Origin of the sequence: Novosphingobium sp. (assembly GCF_030699305.1) — a bacterium.
In the GTDB taxonomy this organism is placed as follows: Bacteria; Pseudomonadota; Alphaproteobacteria; order Sphingomonadales; family Sphingomonadaceae; genus Novosphingobium.
On record NZ_JAUYNB010000010.1, the window covers coordinates 240,497 to 255,942 of the forward strand.

16 protein-coding genes are annotated in these 15,446 nt (G+C 65.1%); 6 read left to right on the forward strand and 10 right to left on the reverse strand.

Annotation, left to right across the window (positions count from 1 at the left end; all coding sequences use genetic code 11):
* Positions 1-73: 73 nt before the first annotated feature.
* Both Q8Q53_RS03970 and Q8Q53_RS03975 read left to right on the forward strand, forming a co-directional pair.
* Positions 74-1,150 (forward strand): OmpA family protein, encoded by a 1,077-nt coding sequence (locus Q8Q53_RS03970; RefSeq protein WP_305700454.1) that lies wholly within the window; start codon positions 74-76, stop codon positions 1,148-1,150.
* Positions 1,151-1,241: 91 nt separating this feature from the next.
* The gene (locus Q8Q53_RS03975) at positions 1,242-1,769 is read left to right on the forward strand and encodes a superoxide dismutase family protein (RefSeq protein ID WP_305700455.1); all 528 of its coding nucleotides are present in this window, start codon (positions 1,242-1,244) and stop codon (positions 1,767-1,769) included.
* Positions 1,770-1,785: 16 nt separating this feature from the next.
* Here Q8Q53_RS03975 and Q8Q53_RS03980 read toward each other — a convergent pair whose 3' ends face one another.
* The 7 genes from Q8Q53_RS03980 to Q8Q53_RS04010 form a co-directional block, all read right to left on the reverse strand.
* The gene (locus Q8Q53_RS03980; RefSeq protein WP_305700456.1) at positions 1,786-3,405 is read right to left on the reverse strand and encodes an MFS transporter; all 1,620 of its coding nucleotides are present in this window, start codon (positions 3,403-3,405) and stop codon (positions 1,786-1,788) included.
* A 17-nt stretch (positions 3,406-3,422) separates the two neighbouring features.
* Positions 3,423-4,118, reverse strand: a complete 696-nt coding sequence (gene queC / locus Q8Q53_RS03985; RefSeq protein ID WP_305700457.1) for a 7-cyano-7-deazaguanine synthase QueC — start codon at positions 4,116-4,118, stop codon at positions 3,423-3,425.
* Between the two features lie 41 nt (positions 4,119-4,159).
* On the reverse strand, positions 4,160-4,570 hold the full coding sequence (locus Q8Q53_RS03990; RefSeq protein WP_305700458.1) for a hypothetical protein: 411 nt from the start codon (positions 4,568-4,570) through the stop codon (positions 4,160-4,162).
* A 118-nt stretch (positions 4,571-4,688) separates the two neighbouring features.
* Positions 4,689-5,597 (reverse strand): Hsp33 family molecular chaperone HslO, encoded by a 909-nt coding sequence (locus Q8Q53_RS03995; protein ID WP_305700459.1) that lies wholly within the window; start codon positions 5,595-5,597, stop codon positions 4,689-4,691.
* Positions 5,594-6,520 (reverse strand): ornithine carbamoyltransferase, encoded by a 927-nt coding sequence (gene argF, locus Q8Q53_RS04000; RefSeq protein ID WP_305700460.1) that lies wholly within the window; start codon positions 6,518-6,520, stop codon positions 5,594-5,596. Before argF ends, Q8Q53_RS03995 begins: the two co-directional genes overlap by 4 nt.
* Positions 6,520-7,710 (reverse strand): aspartate aminotransferase family protein, encoded by a 1,191-nt coding sequence (locus Q8Q53_RS04005; RefSeq protein WP_305700461.1) that lies wholly within the window; start codon positions 7,708-7,710, stop codon positions 6,520-6,522. The genes argF and Q8Q53_RS04005 overlap by 1 nt, the downstream gene beginning before the upstream one ends.
* A 180-nt stretch (positions 7,711-7,890) precedes the next feature.
* Positions 7,891-8,682 carry a cold-shock protein gene (locus Q8Q53_RS04010; RefSeq protein WP_305700757.1) on the reverse strand — a complete coding sequence of 264 codons (792 nt, stop codon included), beginning with the start codon at positions 8,680-8,682 and terminating at the stop codon, positions 7,891-7,893.
* Positions 8,683-9,043: 361 nt separating this feature from the next.
* On the opposite strand from Q8Q53_RS04010, the gene Q8Q53_RS04015 reads away from it, so the two are divergent.
* The 4 genes from Q8Q53_RS04015 to Q8Q53_RS04030 all read left to right on the forward strand — a co-directional run bounded on the left by Q8Q53_RS04015 (position 9,044) and on the right by Q8Q53_RS04030 (position 12,450).
* Positions 9,044-9,475 carry a TIGR01244 family sulfur transferase gene (locus tag Q8Q53_RS04015; RefSeq protein WP_305700462.1) on the forward strand — a complete coding sequence of 144 codons (432 nt, stop codon included), beginning with the start codon at positions 9,044-9,046 and terminating at the stop codon, positions 9,473-9,475.
* Between the two features lie 6 nt (positions 9,476-9,481).
* On the forward strand, positions 9,482-9,892 hold the full coding sequence (locus Q8Q53_RS04020) for a hypothetical protein (protein WP_305700463.1): 411 nt from the start codon (positions 9,482-9,484) through the stop codon (positions 9,890-9,892).
* Positions 9,885-10,781: a sterol desaturase family protein gene (locus Q8Q53_RS04025; protein WP_305700464.1), complete on the forward strand. Its 897-nt coding sequence runs from the start codon at positions 9,885-9,887 to the stop codon at positions 10,779-10,781. Before Q8Q53_RS04020 ends, Q8Q53_RS04025 begins: the two co-directional genes overlap by 8 nt.
* A gap of 91 nt (positions 10,782-10,872) precedes the next feature.
* Positions 10,873-12,450, forward strand: a complete 1,578-nt coding sequence (locus tag Q8Q53_RS04030; RefSeq protein WP_305700465.1) for a GMC family oxidoreductase — start codon at positions 10,873-10,875, stop codon at positions 12,448-12,450.
* A 132-nt stretch (positions 12,451-12,582) separates the two neighbouring features.
* Here the strand turns inward: Q8Q53_RS04030 and Q8Q53_RS04035 are convergent, their stop codons facing one another.
* From Q8Q53_RS04035 to glpX, 3 genes are all read right to left on the reverse strand, one after another.
* Positions 12,583-13,365, reverse strand: coding sequence for an inositol monophosphatase family protein (locus tag Q8Q53_RS04035; protein ID WP_305700466.1), 783 nt, complete (start codon positions 13,363-13,365; stop codon positions 12,583-12,585).
* Entirely contained in the window at positions 13,365-14,300 is a 936-nt protein-coding gene (locus Q8Q53_RS04040) for a ribose-phosphate pyrophosphokinase (RefSeq protein ID WP_305700467.1), read from the reverse strand. The genes Q8Q53_RS04035 and Q8Q53_RS04040 overlap by 1 nt, the downstream gene beginning before the upstream one ends.
* A 90-nt stretch (positions 14,301-14,390) precedes the next feature.
* Positions 14,391-15,380 carry a class II fructose-bisphosphatase gene (glpX, locus tag Q8Q53_RS04045; RefSeq protein WP_305700468.1) on the reverse strand — a complete coding sequence of 330 codons (990 nt, stop codon included), beginning with the start codon at positions 15,378-15,380 and terminating at the stop codon, positions 14,391-14,393.
* Positions 15,381-15,446 lie beyond the last annotated feature (66 nt).

A 15,446-nucleotide genomic window follows, 5' to 3' on the forward strand; every position in this document is an offset into this window, starting at 1 on the left:
TTGCGCGGGCAATTCTAAGGGGTTAGACAACCGCAACTCGGTGGCTCAATCCTACTATCAAGGGGAAATCATAATGCGGAAAATGGTCATAGGGATGGCACTTGCCACCTCGGCCCTCGCGACGCCGGCCCTGGCTCGTGAGAATTCGTGGTACGTCGAAGCAGATCTCGGCGGCACGATCGTCGAAGATATCCAGAACATGACGGGCCAGAACAACGTCGGCACGTTGGAACTGAAGCCCGGTTACGACTTCGGCGGCATCGTCGGGTACGACTTCGGTGCGTTCCGCCTCGAAGCCGAAGCCAGCTATCGCCGCGTTGAAGAAGAAGGCTATCGCAGCCCGACGGTCAGCTACAGCAATGCGCAGATCGGCGGCGGTGCCGACGCTCTCAGCTTCATGCTGAACGGCCTGCTCGATTTCGGTGACGACGATGGCCTGCAGGGCTTTGTCGGCGGCGGTGTCGGCGTTGGTCGTGTCAAGAACGCGCTGATTACCCCGAACGCTGCGCTCAACGTGGTTGATTCGGACACGGGCCTTGCCTGGCAGGCTCTGGCGGGTGTTCGCGCGCCGGTCAGCAGCAACGTTGACGTCGGTCTGAAGTATCGCTTCTACAACCAGTTCGGCAACGACATGGTCAACGCTGCGGGCCGCGATGTTCGCACCCGTTTCCGTTCGCACTCGCTGATGCTGACGCTGGGTTACAACTTCGGCGGCGCTCCGGAAGAGATGGCTCCGCCGCCTCCGCCGCCCCCGCCGCCGCCCCCGCCGCCCCCGCCGCCTCCGCCGCCGGCAGTGGTCTGCAACAAGGGTCCGTACATCGTGTTCTTCGACTGGGATAAGTCGGACATCACGCCGGAAGCCGCATCGATCCTCGACAGCGCTGTTACGGCTTACGCCAGCTGCGCCAACGTTCCGATCATGCTGGCTGGTTATGCCGACCGTTCGGGCGCAGCCACCTATAACCAGGGCCTGTCGGAGCGTCGTAACGCTTCGGTGCGCTCGTACCTGAACTCGCGCGGCATCGGCGATGGCGCGATCTCGAGCCAAGGCTTCGGCGAAAACAATCCGCGCGTTCCGACTGCTGACGGTGTGCGTGAACTCCAGAACCGTCGGGTGGAAATCACCTACGGTCCGGGTTCGGGCTTCTAAGCAGCCGCAAGACGCTGAAAAGATTTGGGGGGCCGGAGCGATCCGGTCCCCTTTTTCTTTGCACCGCGTGAACGTCCAAAGGGAAACCACCATGAAGTCACGAGCCGCAACGCTTGTTCTTGTCGCCGCCATCCTGTCCGGATGCGCCACCTCCGCCCCGCCCGCGTCAGTGCGGGTCGCAGCGGCAACCTTGCAGAATGCCGATGGGGCATCGGTTGGCACCGCTGTGGTCACCAGCCTGGGCGGCACTCTGACGCTGAATGTCGTCGCTGCGGGCATCTCCCCCGGTCCGCATGGCATTCACCTTCATGCCGTTGGCGATTGCACACCGCCCGGTTTCACCAGCGCAGGCGGGCATCTCAACCCCGGCGGCCATCAGCATGGCACCGCCAATCCGGCAGGCAGCCACCTGGGTGATTTGCCCAACATCGTTGCGGCCAGCAGCGGCGCGGCAAGTCTGGTCGTCCCGCTGGGGGGCAGCCGGACACAGCTCGAAAGCGCGCTGTTCGATGCCGATGGGACCGCCATCATCATCCACGCTGCGGCGGATGACTACAAGACGGACCCCACCGGCAACAGCGGTGCGCGGATCGTTTGCGGTGTGCTGAAGCGCGGATAAGGCCCCGCGCCGCAGTTCAGCCGCCTTCGCCGCCTCGCGCGACCAGGGTGGCCTCAGCCGCTGGCACCGTACGATAGGCGTGCAGCAGCAAGGCGATTGCAATCGGGGCAACCCCGATCAGCGCCAGGATGCCGGTGCGCAGGTCACCAACCGGACGGCCATCCACAATCGTTCCGGCAAGGTCAGAGATCTGCCCGACCATGTAAGGGCCGAATGACAAGCCAACCAGTGTCGTGCCCAGGAAGAACGCCGCGGTGGCCGTCCCGCGCATCCGCGGCAGGACCAGATCCTGCGTGGTTGCCGCCGCTGCACCCAGTGCGGTGGCCGCGCCCATGCTTGCCAGGAAGTTCATTGCATAGAACAGGGTGGCATCGGACGTGGTGTAGCCGATCCAGATCGGCACGATCGGTGAAATCACGCCAAACATGATCACCAGGATTCGGCCAGCCGGGATCCGCGCGCGCAAGGCATCGGCGATTCGGCCGCCAATGATCACGCCCAGAAAGCCGCTGATTGCGCCGTTGGCGCCCAGCCAGAAGGCCAGTTCCTGCTTCGGCAGCTTGAGCACTGTTTCGGCGTAAGGTGCCGACCAGAATCCCAGCGCGTAAGCGGCCAGCGACACCAGACCATAGCCCAGCGTGGTCGTAAGGAACGCCGGGGTTCCCCAGATCAGTCTATATGTCGCCGGATCACGCGCGCGCAGCGTCGATGCCCATGAGAACACCGCGTAATATCCCAGGCCCACCGCCGACCATTGCGGCAGGTTGCCGGTCAGCTTGATCATGGCCGACGCAAACGCGAACACCAGCGCGGCCGCACCCAGGTTGATCGCCAGTGCAGCCGGGCCACGCCGAAAGGCACCGATTAACGTAAACGGCGGCACGATCGCCGAAAGGTCGGCCAGGAGATCCCCGAACGGAGTGGGCGAGCCCTTGCCCTCCACTCCGTCCATTGCGCCGCGCTTTGGCTCGCGCAGGGTGGCGACCCATATGGCAACAGCAATGCCCGGAATCCCGACCGCCAGAAATGCCGCCTGCCAGCCCACCAGCCCCAGCGGGCCACCGGCTGGATAGGCCTGATTCCAGCCCTGCACGATTTTCGCCCCGATCAGCAGGGATATGCCCCCACCGATATACAGCCCGGACGAATAGATCGCGAGCGCGGTCGCGCGCTGGCGTTTCGGGAAATAATCGGAAATCAGGGAGTAGGCGGTCGGGCTGGCAGTGGCCTCGCCGATCCCAACCCCCATCCGCGCCAGCGACAGGCTGAGCTGGTTCCGGGCAAAGCCCGACAGCGCGGTCATCACCGACCACAACGCCAGCCCGATGCTGAGCAGTTTGACACGGCTCCAGTTGTCCGCCAGCCGCCCCAGCGGAATGCCGAACAAGGCATAGAAAACCGCAAACGCGGCCCCGCCGAGAAAGCCCATGTCGCTATCGGTCAGCCCCAGGTCGGCCTTGACGTCGACCGCCAGAATGCTGAGGATCTGCCGGTCGATGAAGTTCAGGATATAGACGATCACGAGCACGCTCAGCACATACCAGCTGTATGGCTGAGCCTTGGCCTGCGCCGGCGCGGTGTCGGCCGCTACTCCGCCCGTGGGTGCGTCTGCCTGATTTGGCTGCGCGTCGGCCATTGTCATTCTCCCAGAAGTCAGATCGCGTAGCGGGTCGTATCGACCAGCCCGGCCTTGGCAAAACCGTCACGCCGCAAGCGGCAACTATCGCACAGCCCGCACGCGGCACCATCCGGCTGCGGATCGTAACAAGACCAGCTGATCGCCGGATCGAACCCAAGCCGGTGTGCCTCGACGGCGATTTCCGCCTTGCCGAGGAATTGCAGCGGTGCGTGAATGTTGAAACCCTGACCTTCGGCACCGGCCTTGGTGGCAAGTTCTGCCAGCCGGGCAAAGCCCTCGATAAACTCAGGCCGGCAATCCGGATATCCGGAATAGTCGAGCGCATTGACCCCGATGAAAATGTCCCGCGCGCCGATTGCTTCGGCCCAGGCCAGCGTCAGCGACAGGAACACCAGATTGCGCGCCGGAACATAAGTGACAGGAATGTCTGTGCCGACGCCATCCTTGGGCACGGCGATATCATCGGTCAGCGCAGAGCCGCCAAACTGCCGCAGATCCAGCGGCAGCACCACGTGGCGCGTCGCACCCAGAACGCCCGCGATCAGCCTGGCCGCGTCGATCTCGCGCCGATGCCGCTGATTGTAATCAATGGTCAGGGCGTTGATTGCGAAGCCTTGTTCACGAGCAATTCCGGCTGTTACCATGGAGTCGAGGCCACCCGACAACAGCACAACGGCACTTCGACTGGGTTCATCCGGATTGGAAAGCATCGCACCGGGCTAGCCTGTGCCCGACACGCTGGCAACACCGCTTAGCCGGAACAGTTCCCAACCCGGCGCGCTTCCGCACTGAATTCAAACGGCAGGCCATCGCGGATGCCCTGACTCTGGATCTGGAGCAGGCGGTTGGTTTCGCGGCGGATGCTGGTTCGGCCATAACCCTGCCCACGGCAGGTATACTGGACGGTCACCTCGCTCGGCCCGTCTTCCACGACCAGCCGCTCGCACGTTACCTCCGGATGGCGCAACTGGATGAACCGGCGTCCGTTGCTGATGCACATACGCTCGGCCGGGATGCCGGAATCGCGCAAGCGCAGTTCCCACCGGCCCGCATCAAGCTGGTCCAGCATGGTCAGGCTGGCGCGCTCACCGGATGCCGGAGCGGAGCAAGCCAGCATGGCCGCAATGCCTGCGCCTGCGAGGCGCAGAGTGTTCTTCCCCACCATCTTTGTCCTCGGTCTCAAGCCAATTGGGCGCGACAAACCCGGATTTCGTTGCGGGCACTTGTACCATGCCGACGCGGTGCGACCAAGCGTGTATTTTTATCGATGAATGGTGAAATCAGGCGGTGATTTCGAACAGTCGCGAACAGAATGCGCAGTCCACCACAACCAGCCCGGCCTCATTGCGCATGCCTGCCCGTTCGTCCTCAGGAAAGCGCCCGATGACGTCGGCAAAGTGCGCCTCGCTGCACCGGCACCCGCGTGACAGTTGCGGTCCGGCCAGAACCCGCACTTCCGATTCTTCGTGAAACAGCCGCCAGACCAGCAGTTCCAGCGACAGGTCAGGATTTACCAGCTCCTTGTGGCGAATGCTTCCGGCCAGCGCGGCAACATGTTCCCATTCCGGATGGTCGAGCCGCACGTGCAGCCGTTCACGCCCTTCCTCGCCCTCAGCCAGATGCTGGACCAGCAGGCCGCCAGCGATGCAGCCCTGTCCGTCCGCACGAATTGCCACCCGGGCGAGCGTGGGCACTTGTTCGGACTGCGCAAAATAGCTTTCCACCGCGCGGGACAGCGAATCACCCTCCAGCGGTACGATCCCCTGATAGCGTTGTCCGCTGGCGGCCAGATCGAAGGTGATCGCCAGATACCCTTGTCCGAACAGCGCATGAAGCGAAGGGTTATTGCCCAGCGCTGCCAACCGCTCGGCATCGTGGCGGACATAGCCGCGCACTTCACCGGCGCGGTAATCGCAAACCAGCAGGTCCACGATTCCGCTTTCGGTCTGCGCCTGCATGGTCAGCTGGCCATCGTCATCCTTGAGCAGGCTGCCCAGCAGCGCGGTCAGCACCAGCGCCTCGGCCAGCAGGTGCTTGATCGCAGGGGGATAGTCATGCGCCGACAGGATGGTTTCCAGCACCGGCCCCAGCCGCACCACCCGGCCGCGCGCATTGCGCTCCGCGATGGTGAAGCTGAGCACCCGGTCAAAGCCGGTCTCGCCCGCAGTAGTGTGGGCAGGCGCGCTCATAGCTGGCCGAACGCCCAGCGCAGCACGCTCTTCTGGGCGTGAATGCGGTTTTCAGCCTCATCCCACACGACCGAATGCGGCCCGTCGATCACGCCGTCGGTCGCCTCCTCGCCGCGATGCGCGGGCAGGCAGTGCAGGAACAGCGCATCGGCCTTCGCCGCCGCCATCAGCTCCTCGTTGACCTGATAGGGGGTCATCGCCGCGATGCGGGCCTCGGCCCCGCTCTGCCCCATCGACACCCAGGTATCGGTCACGACCACGTCCGCCCCCGCGACCGCTTCGCGCGGGTTGCGGGTCACGGTGATGCGCGCGCCGAGCGCCTGTGCCGCCGCGATATAGGCGGGGTCGGAATCGTACCCCTCCGGCACGCCGATCCGGACGTTGAAGCGCATCAGGCCCGCCGCCTCGACAATCGAGTTGAGGACATTGTTGCCGTCGCCCAACCAGGCCAATTCCAGCCCCGGCAGCGCCTTGTCGTGTTCGATCACGGTCAGCAGGTCAGCCATGATCTGGCACGGGTGCGACCGGTCGGTCAGCCCGTTGATGACCGGGACCGTTGCATAATGCGCCAGTTCCTCGATCTTGGCATGATCGTCGGTCCGGATCATGATTGCATCGACCATCCGGCTGAGCACGCGGGCGGTATCGGCAACCGTCTCGCCGCGCCCCAGCTGGGTCGTTCCGGCTTCCAGGATCAGCGCACTGCCGCCCAGCTGCCGCATCGCCATGTCGAAGGACACGCGCGTGCGGGTGGAATTCTTCTCGAAGATCATCGCCAGCACGCGGCCCGCCAAGGGCGCATCGGCATCGACCTGCCCCTTGGGCGAGCCGGCCCGCGCCGCTTTGCGCAGCATCGCATCATTGAGCATGGCGGCAATTGCATCGCCGCCCGCGTCGGTCAGTTCTAGAAAATGCCGGACCATCATGCGCTCTCCGGTGGCTGAAAGCTGGCCGCACCGGCGGACAGTTTTTCCATGAATTCATCGATGTGCGAATCGTCGATTACCAGCGGCGGAATGACACGCACGGTATTGTCGCCCGCCGAGACTGTCAGCAGATCGTGATTGTCGCGCAAATGCGCCACGAAATTGCGGGTTTCGAACTTCATCTTGACGCCGATCATCAGCCCGCGCCCGCGCACCAGTTCGAACATGTCGGGATAATTGCCGATGAACTGTTCGATCCGCCCGCGCAGGCGTTCGCCCTTGGCGCGGACATCGGCCATGAACGCTTCGTTGGCGACCGCGTCCAGCACGGCCTCACCCGCCGCCATGGCCAGCGGGTTGCCGCCGTAGGTTGATCCGTGGGTGCCGATCACCATGCCGCGCGCGGCCGTTTCCGTGGCAAGGCACGCGCCAAACGGAAAGCCGCCGCCGATGCCCTTGGCCGTGGCGACCACGTCGGGGGTGATACCGTACTGCTCATAGGCATAAAGCGTCCCGGCCCGGCCGACGCCGCATTGCACTTCATCCAGCGCCAGGATCAGGTCATGCTCATCGGCCTGCGCGCGCAACCCTTGCATGAATTCGTCCGACGCGGGTCGAATCCCGCCTTCGCCCTGGATCGGCTCGACCAGGAACCCGGCGGTGTGGGGTCCGATCGCTGCCCTGGCACCTTCCAGATCGTCAAAGTCCACGTACTTGAAACCTTCCAGCAGCGGCAGGAAGCCCTTGTGCATCTTGTCCTGATTGGATGCGCTGATCGTGGCCATGGTCCGCCCGTGAAAGGCGTTCTTGAAAGTGATGATCTCGAATTTGTGGTCGTTGCCGACATGCGCGTGATAGGCGCGGGTGGTCTTGATCGCACATTCCACTGCTTCGGCACCGGAATTGGTGAAGAACACGGTATCGGCAAAGGTCAGATCGACCAGCCGCTGGGCCAGGTGTTCACCCTGCGGGCTGCCGTACAGGTTCGACACGTGCATCAGCGTTGCCGCCTGCCGCTGGATCGCGCCGATCAGGCCCTCGTGCGAATGGCCCAGCAGGTTCACGGCGATGCCGCTGGCGAAATCCAGGCATCGGCGGCCATCCTCCCCGATCAGGTGGCAGTGCTCACCGCGCACCGGACGAAAGCCGCAGCGGGGATAGACTGGCATCAACGGGGTAATCGACATCGCACAGGTCCTTTTCGTAACGATGAAATGCAGGGGAAATGCGGGGCCGGGGTTTCCGGCATTCAAATCGGAAAAGACAAATGGCGGCCCCCCTGCCGTTGAAGGAGGGGACCGCCATTGCCGTGTTCTCGAATTTGTTGCGTGGGTGCGGTCAAATCCGACTGCGCCCAAGCCGACTGGTCAATCCTGACGCGGCACCAGGTTGACCGCCGAGTACTTGCCTCGTCGATCGACCTCGATGTCAAACTCCAGCCGGTCGCCTTCGTTCAGGCCAGCCATGCCCGAACGTTCCACCGCGCTGATGTGCACGAAGGCATCGGCCTGACCATCATCGCGCGTGATAAAGCCGAAGCCCTTCATCGCGTTGAAGAACTTGACCGTTCCGGTTGACCGTTCGCCGGTCAGCTCGCGCTGCGGCGGGGCTTCACGCTGGGCCACTGCGATCACTTCGCCGACGACCTTGAGGTCGCTGGCTGAAACCTTGCCGCCGCGATCGACCAGAGTAAACTCCAGCTGCTGACCTTCGGCCAGCCCTTCCAGGCCGGCACGCTCAACCGCGCTGATGTGGACGAACACGTCCTCACCGCCGCCATCCTTCTGGATGAAGCCGAAGCCCTTGCCTGCGTTGAAAAACTTTACCGTGCCGGTGCCTTCGCCAACAACCTGGGCGGGCATTCCGCCACCGCCGCCGCCGCCAGCACCACCGCGCGGGCCGCCGAAGCCGCCACCACCGCCGCGCGGCGCACCGCCGCCACCGAAGCCGCCGCGATCACCGCCACCGAAGCCGCCACGATCACCACCGCCGAAGCCGCCGCGATTCCCGCCGCCGCCAAAGCGATCGCCGCCGCCAGCAAAGCGGTCACCACCGCCAGCAAAACGATCGCCGCCACCGGCAAAGGGATCGAAAGTTTCTTCACCGAAACCATCCCGCTTGTCGCGCCCCCGGCCACGACGCCCTCTATCAAAACCCATAAACCCGAACAAACCTTCGCTTCGCCGCAATTCGCGCAGTCCGGCGGCGCGGACGATTCGCGCCGGACGACAGGGCGAAATGCCGAAAGGCAAACTCCGCTGCACCACGTCTATTATCCGATATTGTGCAAGTTGGCGAACGGATTCCTGCAAAGGGCCGATTCCGTAGGGTTGAGGCGGGCAGGTGTGACATTTCTGCCAGTCCGGTTGGAGCATTCCGGACGGCGATTTACCTTTCGGGCGCGGAACTTGCACCGTGCCGGGCGCTGCTGGCTTGCCAGTCCCGGTCCGGCTTGGCAGAGAGTCCTGCAAGCGCTGGAGGCGCGTGTGCCATCCAGCCCAGCCGAGGGAAGCACCTGTCATGTTCCGCCAGCTTTCGCCGCGCATTTTCGCCAGTCCGCAGATCGGCCTTGCCGAAGTGGCTGAGGCCAGGGCGCAGGGCATTGGCCTGATCATCAACAATCGCCCCGAAGGCGAGAGCGACGATCAGATCAGCGGGGCCGAGATCGCGGCCGCTGCTGCTGCTGCCGGGATCGCCTATGTCGCAATTCCGGTCACCCACGCCGGGTTTTCCCAGCCGCAAGTGACCGCCATGGCCGCCGCGCTCGCGTCGACCGATGCGCCGGTGCTGGCCTATTGCCGGTCGGGCACGCGGTCCACTTTGCTGTGGGCGCTGGCAGAGGCAAGCCGGGGCGAAAGCCCGGATGCGCTGACTGCCGCTGCCGCCAGCGCGGGCTACGATGTTGCCCCGGTGCGCGCGGTCATGGATATGCTGGCCAGCCCGAAGAGCTGAACGCAGATGCCGTTCATCGCGATCCAACTGGTCGTTTCGGTCGGGCTGATACTGCTGGTCAGCGGCCTGGCGCTCTATCTCAAACTGGGTGACGACGTGCGGCTGCGCGGTGAGGCGGAGGCGCGCGAGCTGGCTGCGACTGCCGTCTGCGGGTTTGATCCGGTCGACCTGACGCTGGACCGGGCCGGGATCGGGGCGCTGCTGCGCGATTCGCAAGGCCGGGTGATGTTGCTGCGGCGGCACGGCGCGCAGTTTGCCGTGCGGCTGCTGGACAGTCACGCCTTTGCCCGGCTGGACCGCAACTTCCTGACCATCGGGACCGGTGAGAAGACCTTTGGCCAGGTCACGCTGGATCTGGGCGATCAGGCGCAGGTCTGGGCTGCCAGCTTGCGCAGACTGGGGAACAACCATGCCTGAACTGGGTCCGGTCGAATACGCCATTCCGCTTTTCATCCTGCTGATCCTGCTGGAAATGGTCTGGGCGCGCCGGAACGCGCCGCAGAAATATGAACCGCGCGATACGCTGACCTCGCTGGCGCTGGGGGTCGGCAGCACGGCGGCGGGGGCCTTGACCGCCGGGGTGGTGGCCGTTGCCGCGGTCTGGCTGTTCGAACACCGGCTGGTGACGATCAGCTGGGCCTGGTGGGCGTGGATCGCCTGCTTCGTGCTCGATGATTTCAATTATTACTGGGCGCATCGCACCGGGCACCGGGTGCGGTGGTTCTGGGCGGCGCACGTCAACCACCATTCCAGCCAGCACTACAACCTGTCGACCGCGCTGCGCCAGACCTGGACCGGGTTTGTCGCGCTGTCGTTCGTGTTCCGGATCTGGCCCGCATTCATCGGCTTTGATCCGCTGATGATCGCTGCGTGCGGGGCGGTGAACCTGGTCTACCAGTTCTGGATTCATACCGAGGCGATCAACCGCCTGCCGCGCTGGTTCGAAGCGGTGATGAACACCCCCAGCCACCACCGCGTTCACCACGCGATCAACCCGGTCTACCTTGACCGCAACTATGCCGGGGTGTTCATCGTCTGGGACCGGATGTTCGCCACGTTCCAGCCAGAGCGGGACGATCAGCGCATCCAGTATGGAATCGTCCGGCAACTGGGCAGCTTCAACGTGCTGTGGGCGGTGTTCCACGAATGGATCGGGATGGCGAAGGACGTCTGGCGCGCGCCCTGGCGGCACAAGCTGTCCTATCTGGTCCGCGTGCCCGGCTGGACCCATGACGGCAGCCGCGACACCTCCGACACGATCCGCGCCCGCTGGCAGGACCGCCAGGGACTGACGCCAGCCGAATAACTGTCGCCCGCAAAGTCGTTTGCCCAAATTCGATTGCGTGAATTTAAGCGACCGATTAAACCTGCGCGGAAATACAACACCGGAGTGGGCCATGGAAGAATTCGACGTCATCGTGATCGGCGGTGGCAGTGCAGGCAGCGCGGTGGCCGGACGGCTGGCCGAGGATGGCCGGCGGCGGATCTGCCTGCTCGAAGCGGGCGGCACCAACGACAACATCCGGGTCAAGACGCCGGGCTTCATGCCCTGGCTGCCGAAGAATTCGAACTGGCGGTTTGAAACCGTCCCGCAGGCCGGGCTGAACGGCCGCCCCGGCTATCAGCCGCGCGGCAAGGGGCTGGGCGGATCGAGCGCGGTCAACGCCATGCTCTATGTCCGGGGCAATGCCTTCGATTACGATCAGTGGGCCGAACTGGGCTGCACCGGGTGGAGCCACGCCGATGTCCTGCCCTGGTTCCGGCGGTCGGAAGGCAACGAGCGCGGGGCGAGCGAGTTCCACGGCGGGGACGGGCCGCTTTCGGTATCGGACCAGCACTGGTCCAACCCCGGCAGCAACGCGTTTGTCGCCAGCGCCAGCGCGCTGCAATTGCCGCGCAACGATGATTTCAATGGCGCGCGGCAGGATGGCTTCGGGGTCTATCAGGTGACGCAGAAAGGCGGCGAACGCTGGACGGCGGCGCGGGCCTATCTCTCGCCGCGGCCCAACCTGGCGATCCGCACCGGAGCGCTGGTCGAGCGACTGGTGATCGAGCAGGGCCGCGTCACGGGCGTGGCGGTGCGGTTTGACGGACGGTCCGAAGTGCTGCGCGCGCGCGGCGGGGTGGTCCTGTCCGCCGGGGCGTTCGGCAGCCCGCAGATCCTGATGCTGTCCGGCATCGGCCCGGCCCGGCACCTGACCGAACACGGCATCCCCGTATCGGTTCACCGCGATGCGGTCGGGTCTGACTTGCAGGACCACATCGACTATGTGTCGAGCTGGCAAACCCAGTCGACCGACTTCATCGGTGACAGCCTGACGGGCGCGTGGAAGATGCTCAAGGCGATTGTCCAGCACCGCGTCAACCGCACCGGCATGATGACCACGCCCTTTGCCGAAGCCGGCGGCTTCTGGCGTTCCTCGCCCGATCTGCCCGCGCCCGATATCCAGTTCCATTTCGTGCCCGCGATGCTGGAAGACCACGGGCGGACTTCGGTCCATGGTCACGGCTTTTCCTGCCACGCCTGCGTGCTGCGCCCGGAAAGCCGGGGGACCGTGCGGCTGGCCTCCAGCGATCCGGCGGCAGCGCCCGCGATCGATCCCAACTTCCTCGACGATCCGCGCGATATCGCCACGCTGCGCCGGGGCGTGCGGCTGATGCACCGCATCGTCGATGCGCCGCCGGTCAGCGATTACGCGCCGAAGGACCGCTATCCGATCGACCTGAACGATGATGCCGCGCTCGATCACCTGATCCGCAGCCGCGCCGACACGGTTTATCACCCGGTCGGCACCTGCCGGATGGGCGGGGATGAGGACAGCGTGGTCGATCCGACGCTGAAGGCGCGCGGGCTGGACGGGCTGTGGTTGGCCGATGCCTCGATCATGCCGCGGTTGATCTCTGGCAACACCAACGCGCCCTCGATCATGATCGGCGAGCGCGCGGCCGACTTCGTGAAGGCGGCGCTGGCGTAAGAACAGGCCTTGCCTCGCAATGCACGGTGGTCACCCCTCTCCAGCGCGGAGGGGCTGGGGGTGGGGGCCTAACCTTGCGAGGGCGGGAAACCCCCATCCCAACCCTTCCCCACCGGGGAAGGGCTATCGGGTTCAATGCTGGCAGGCGAGCGCTTCGATCACGTCTTCCAGTCGGGCCGGATCGCCCAGCGCCAGCACGCGGCCATCGCTGGCGGCGTGAAGCGGATCGCCGTTCCAGTCGCACATCGTGCCGCCCGCGCCTTCGACGATCGGGACCAGCGCGGCATAGTCGTGCAGCTTGAGGTTCGCCTCGCACACCAGGTCCAGATGGCCTGACGCGAGCATCGCGTAGTTGTAGCAATCGCCGCCCATCACCATCCGCTTGTGGTCGGTCGTCGCGGCCAGTCCCATGAAGTGTTCGCCGTCATGGCTGTCGAAATAGTGCGGCCCGGTGGTCGCCAGGGTGGCGTCGGCCAGCGCGGCGCAGGGCCGGGTCCGGACCGGCTGGCCGTTCAGCGTGGTCGGCTTGCCCGTCACCCCCAGCCAGCGTTCATCCAGGATCACCTGATCGAGCACGCCCAGCACCGGCCAGCCTTCGACCACCAGCGCAATCAGCGTGCCGAACAGCGGCCGGCCAGCCAGAAAGGCGGCAGTGCCATCAATCGGGTCAAGCACCCAGGTTCGGCCCGAAGTGCCATTGGTGGCCCCGAACTCCTCGCCATGGATCGCATCATCCGGGGCTTCGGCCACCAGAATCGCCCGCATCGCCTCTTCGGCGGCGCGATCTGCCAGTGTCACCGGGGTCGCATCGCCCTTGCGCTCCGCCGCCAGCCCGCTGCGGAAATGGGGCCGGATCGCGGCCCGCGCAGCATCGGCCAGGCGATGGGCGAGCGCGATGTCAGCGGTCAGGTTCATCAGTCGAACAGGCTCGAAACCGAGCTTTCGTCGGCGATCCGGCGGATTGCCTCACCGATCAGCGGCGCGACTGAGAGCACCCGGATGCGGTCGGAGTTCTGGGTCGCTTCGGTCGGCTGGATGGTGTCGGTGATCACCAGTTCCTTCAGCGCCGACTTGCTCACCCGCTCAACCGCGCTGCCCGACAGGACGCCGTGGCTGAGATAGGCGGTGACGCTGGCCGCGCCCGCTTCCATCAGTGCCTGCGCCGCGTTGCACAGCGTGCCGCCCGAATCGATGATATCGTCGATCAGGATGCAGGCGCGGCCCTGCACGTCACCGATGATGTTCATCACTTCGGACTGACCGGGCTTGTCGCGGCGTTTGTCAACGATCGCCAGCGGGGCATTGTCCAGCCGCTTGGCCAGCGACCGGGCGCGGACCACGCCCCCAACGTCGGGCGAGACGACCATCAGCGCCTCTCCGCCATACCGGGCCTGCACATCGGCCGCCATCACCGGTGCGGCGAACAGGTTGTCGGTCGGAATGTCGAAAAAGCCCTGGATCTGCCCGGCGTGCAGATCGACCGCCAGCACGCGGTCGGCCCCGGCCGTGGTAATCAGGTTGGCCACCAGCTTGGCCGAAATCGGCGTGCGCGGGCCGGGTTTGCGGTCCTGCCGGGCATAGCCGAAATAGGGGACGACCGCCGTGATCCGCTTGGCTGATGCACGGCGCAGCGCATCGATGCAGATCAGCAGTTCCATCAGGTTGTCATTGGTCGGAAAGCTGGTCGACTGGACGACGAACACGTCTTCGCCGCGCACGTTCTCGTGGATTTCGACGAACACTTCATCGTCGGCAAAGCGGCGGACGCTGGCGTCGGTCAGCGGCAATTCCAGATAGGCGGCGACCGCCCGGGCCAAAGGCAGATTGCTGTTGCCGGCCATGATCTTCATTGCGCTGTCCCTCTACACGCCAAAGCACCCGCGCCCGGCTCTAGTGAAGCAGGGCGCGAATGCAATATCGCGGCGCAGACTTTTTGGGGATCAGCGCGACTTGCGGTGCTCACCCTTGACCCAGCGGACCGTGCCGGAGCTGGCGCGCATCACCACGGTGTGCGTGGTCATGGTGCCGTCCTTGCGGTGCCGCACCCCGTCCAGCAGCGAGCCGTCGGTCACCCCGGTGGCGGCAAAGATGCAATCGCCCTTGGCCAGTTCGTCGCGGGTGTAGATCTTGTTGAGATCGGTGATGCCCCACTTGTAGGCGCGCTGGCGTTCGTCGTCGTTGCGGAACAGCAGGCGGCCGTTGAACTGGCCGCCGACGCAGCGCAGCGCGGCTGCGGCCAGCACGCCTTCCGGCGCTCCGCCCGAACCCATGTAAAGGTCGATCGTGGTGTCCTCGTTGGTCACCGCGATCACGCCCGCCACGTCGCCGTCGCCGATCAGCACCACGCCGCAGCCCAGGCTGCGCAGTTCCGCGATCAGGTCGGCATGGCGCGGGCGATCGAGCACGCAGACGATGATTTCGTGCGGCTCCACACCCTTGGCCGCAGCCACGGCCCTGACGTTCTCGGTCGGCGACTTGTTGAGATCGATGATCCCGTCGGGATAGCCGGGGCCAACCGCCAGCTTGTCCATATAGACGTCCGGCGCGTTGAGCAGGTTGCCTTCTTCGGCGCAGGCCAGCACGGCCAGCGCGTTCGGGCCGGCCTTGGCCGTGATCGTGGTGCCTTCCAGCGGATCGAGCGCAATGTCGATCTTCGGCCCGGTGCCCTGCGCACCGCCAACCTTTTCCCCGATATACAGCATCGGCGCTTCGTCGCGCTCACCTTCGCCGATCACCACGGTGCCGTCGATGGGGAGCCCGTCAAATGCCTTGCGCATCGCTTCGACTGCCGCAGCGTCAGCCGCCTTTTCATCGCCCCGGCCAACCAGTGCCGATGCCGCAATCGCCGCCGCTTCGGTTACCCGGACCATTTCCATAACGAGGACGCGGTCGAGGACATCGCTGGGCGGCGTGGCAGAAGTCTTGCTCATGTGGTGTGGTTCCGTTGAAAACGTAAGTCGCGACAGCGCTTAAACAGCGGACGCGGGCTTGTCGAG

Excerpts from the sequence above, each read along its gene's own strand:
- Q8Q53_RS03970 (WP_305700454.1), top strand. The coding sequence starts at position 74 with ATGCGGAAAATGGTCATAGGGATGGCACTTGCCACCTCGGCCCTCGCG.
- Q8Q53_RS03975 (WP_305700455.1), top strand. The coding sequence starts at position 1,242 with ATGAAGTCACGAGCCGCAACGCTTGTTCTTGTCGCCGCCATCCTGTCC.
- Q8Q53_RS03980 (WP_305700456.1), bottom strand. The coding sequence starts at position 3,405 with ATGGCCGACGCGCAGCCAAATCAGGCAGACGCACCCACGGGCGGAGTA.
- queC (WP_305700457.1), bottom strand. The coding sequence starts at position 4,118 with ATGCTTTCCAATCCGGATGAACCCAGTCGAAGTGCCGTTGTGCTGTTG.
- Q8Q53_RS03995 (WP_305700459.1), bottom strand. The coding sequence starts at position 5,597 with ATGAGCGCGCCTGCCCACACTACTGCGGGCGAGACCGGCTTTGACCGG.
- argF (WP_305700460.1), bottom strand. The coding sequence starts at position 6,520 with ATGGTCCGGCATTTTCTAGAACTGACCGACGCGGGCGGCGATGCAATT.
- Q8Q53_RS04005 (WP_305700461.1), bottom strand. The coding sequence starts at position 7,710 with ATGTCGATTACCCCGTTGATGCCAGTCTATCCCCGCTGCGGCTTTCGT.
- Q8Q53_RS04010 (WP_305700757.1), bottom strand. The coding sequence starts at position 8,682 with ATGGGTTTTGATAGAGGGCGTCGTGGCCGGGGGCGCGACAAGCGGGAT.
- Q8Q53_RS04015 (WP_305700462.1), top strand. The coding sequence starts at position 9,044 with ATGTTCCGCCAGCTTTCGCCGCGCATTTTCGCCAGTCCGCAGATCGGC.
- Q8Q53_RS04020 (WP_305700463.1), top strand. The coding sequence starts at position 9,482 with ATGCCGTTCATCGCGATCCAACTGGTCGTTTCGGTCGGGCTGATACTG.
- Q8Q53_RS04025 (WP_305700464.1), top strand. The coding sequence starts at position 9,885 with ATGCCTGAACTGGGTCCGGTCGAATACGCCATTCCGCTTTTCATCCTG.
- Q8Q53_RS04030 (WP_305700465.1), top strand. The coding sequence starts at position 10,873 with ATGGAAGAATTCGACGTCATCGTGATCGGCGGTGGCAGTGCAGGCAGC.
- Q8Q53_RS04035 (WP_305700466.1), bottom strand. The coding sequence starts at position 13,365 with ATGAACCTGACCGCTGACATCGCGCTCGCCCATCGCCTGGCCGATGCT.
- Q8Q53_RS04040 (WP_305700467.1), bottom strand. The coding sequence starts at position 14,300 with ATGAAGATCATGGCCGGCAACAGCAATCTGCCTTTGGCCCGGGCGGTC.
- glpX (WP_305700468.1), bottom strand. The coding sequence starts at position 15,380 with ATGAGCAAGACTTCTGCCACGCCGCCCAGCGATGTCCTCGACCGCGTC.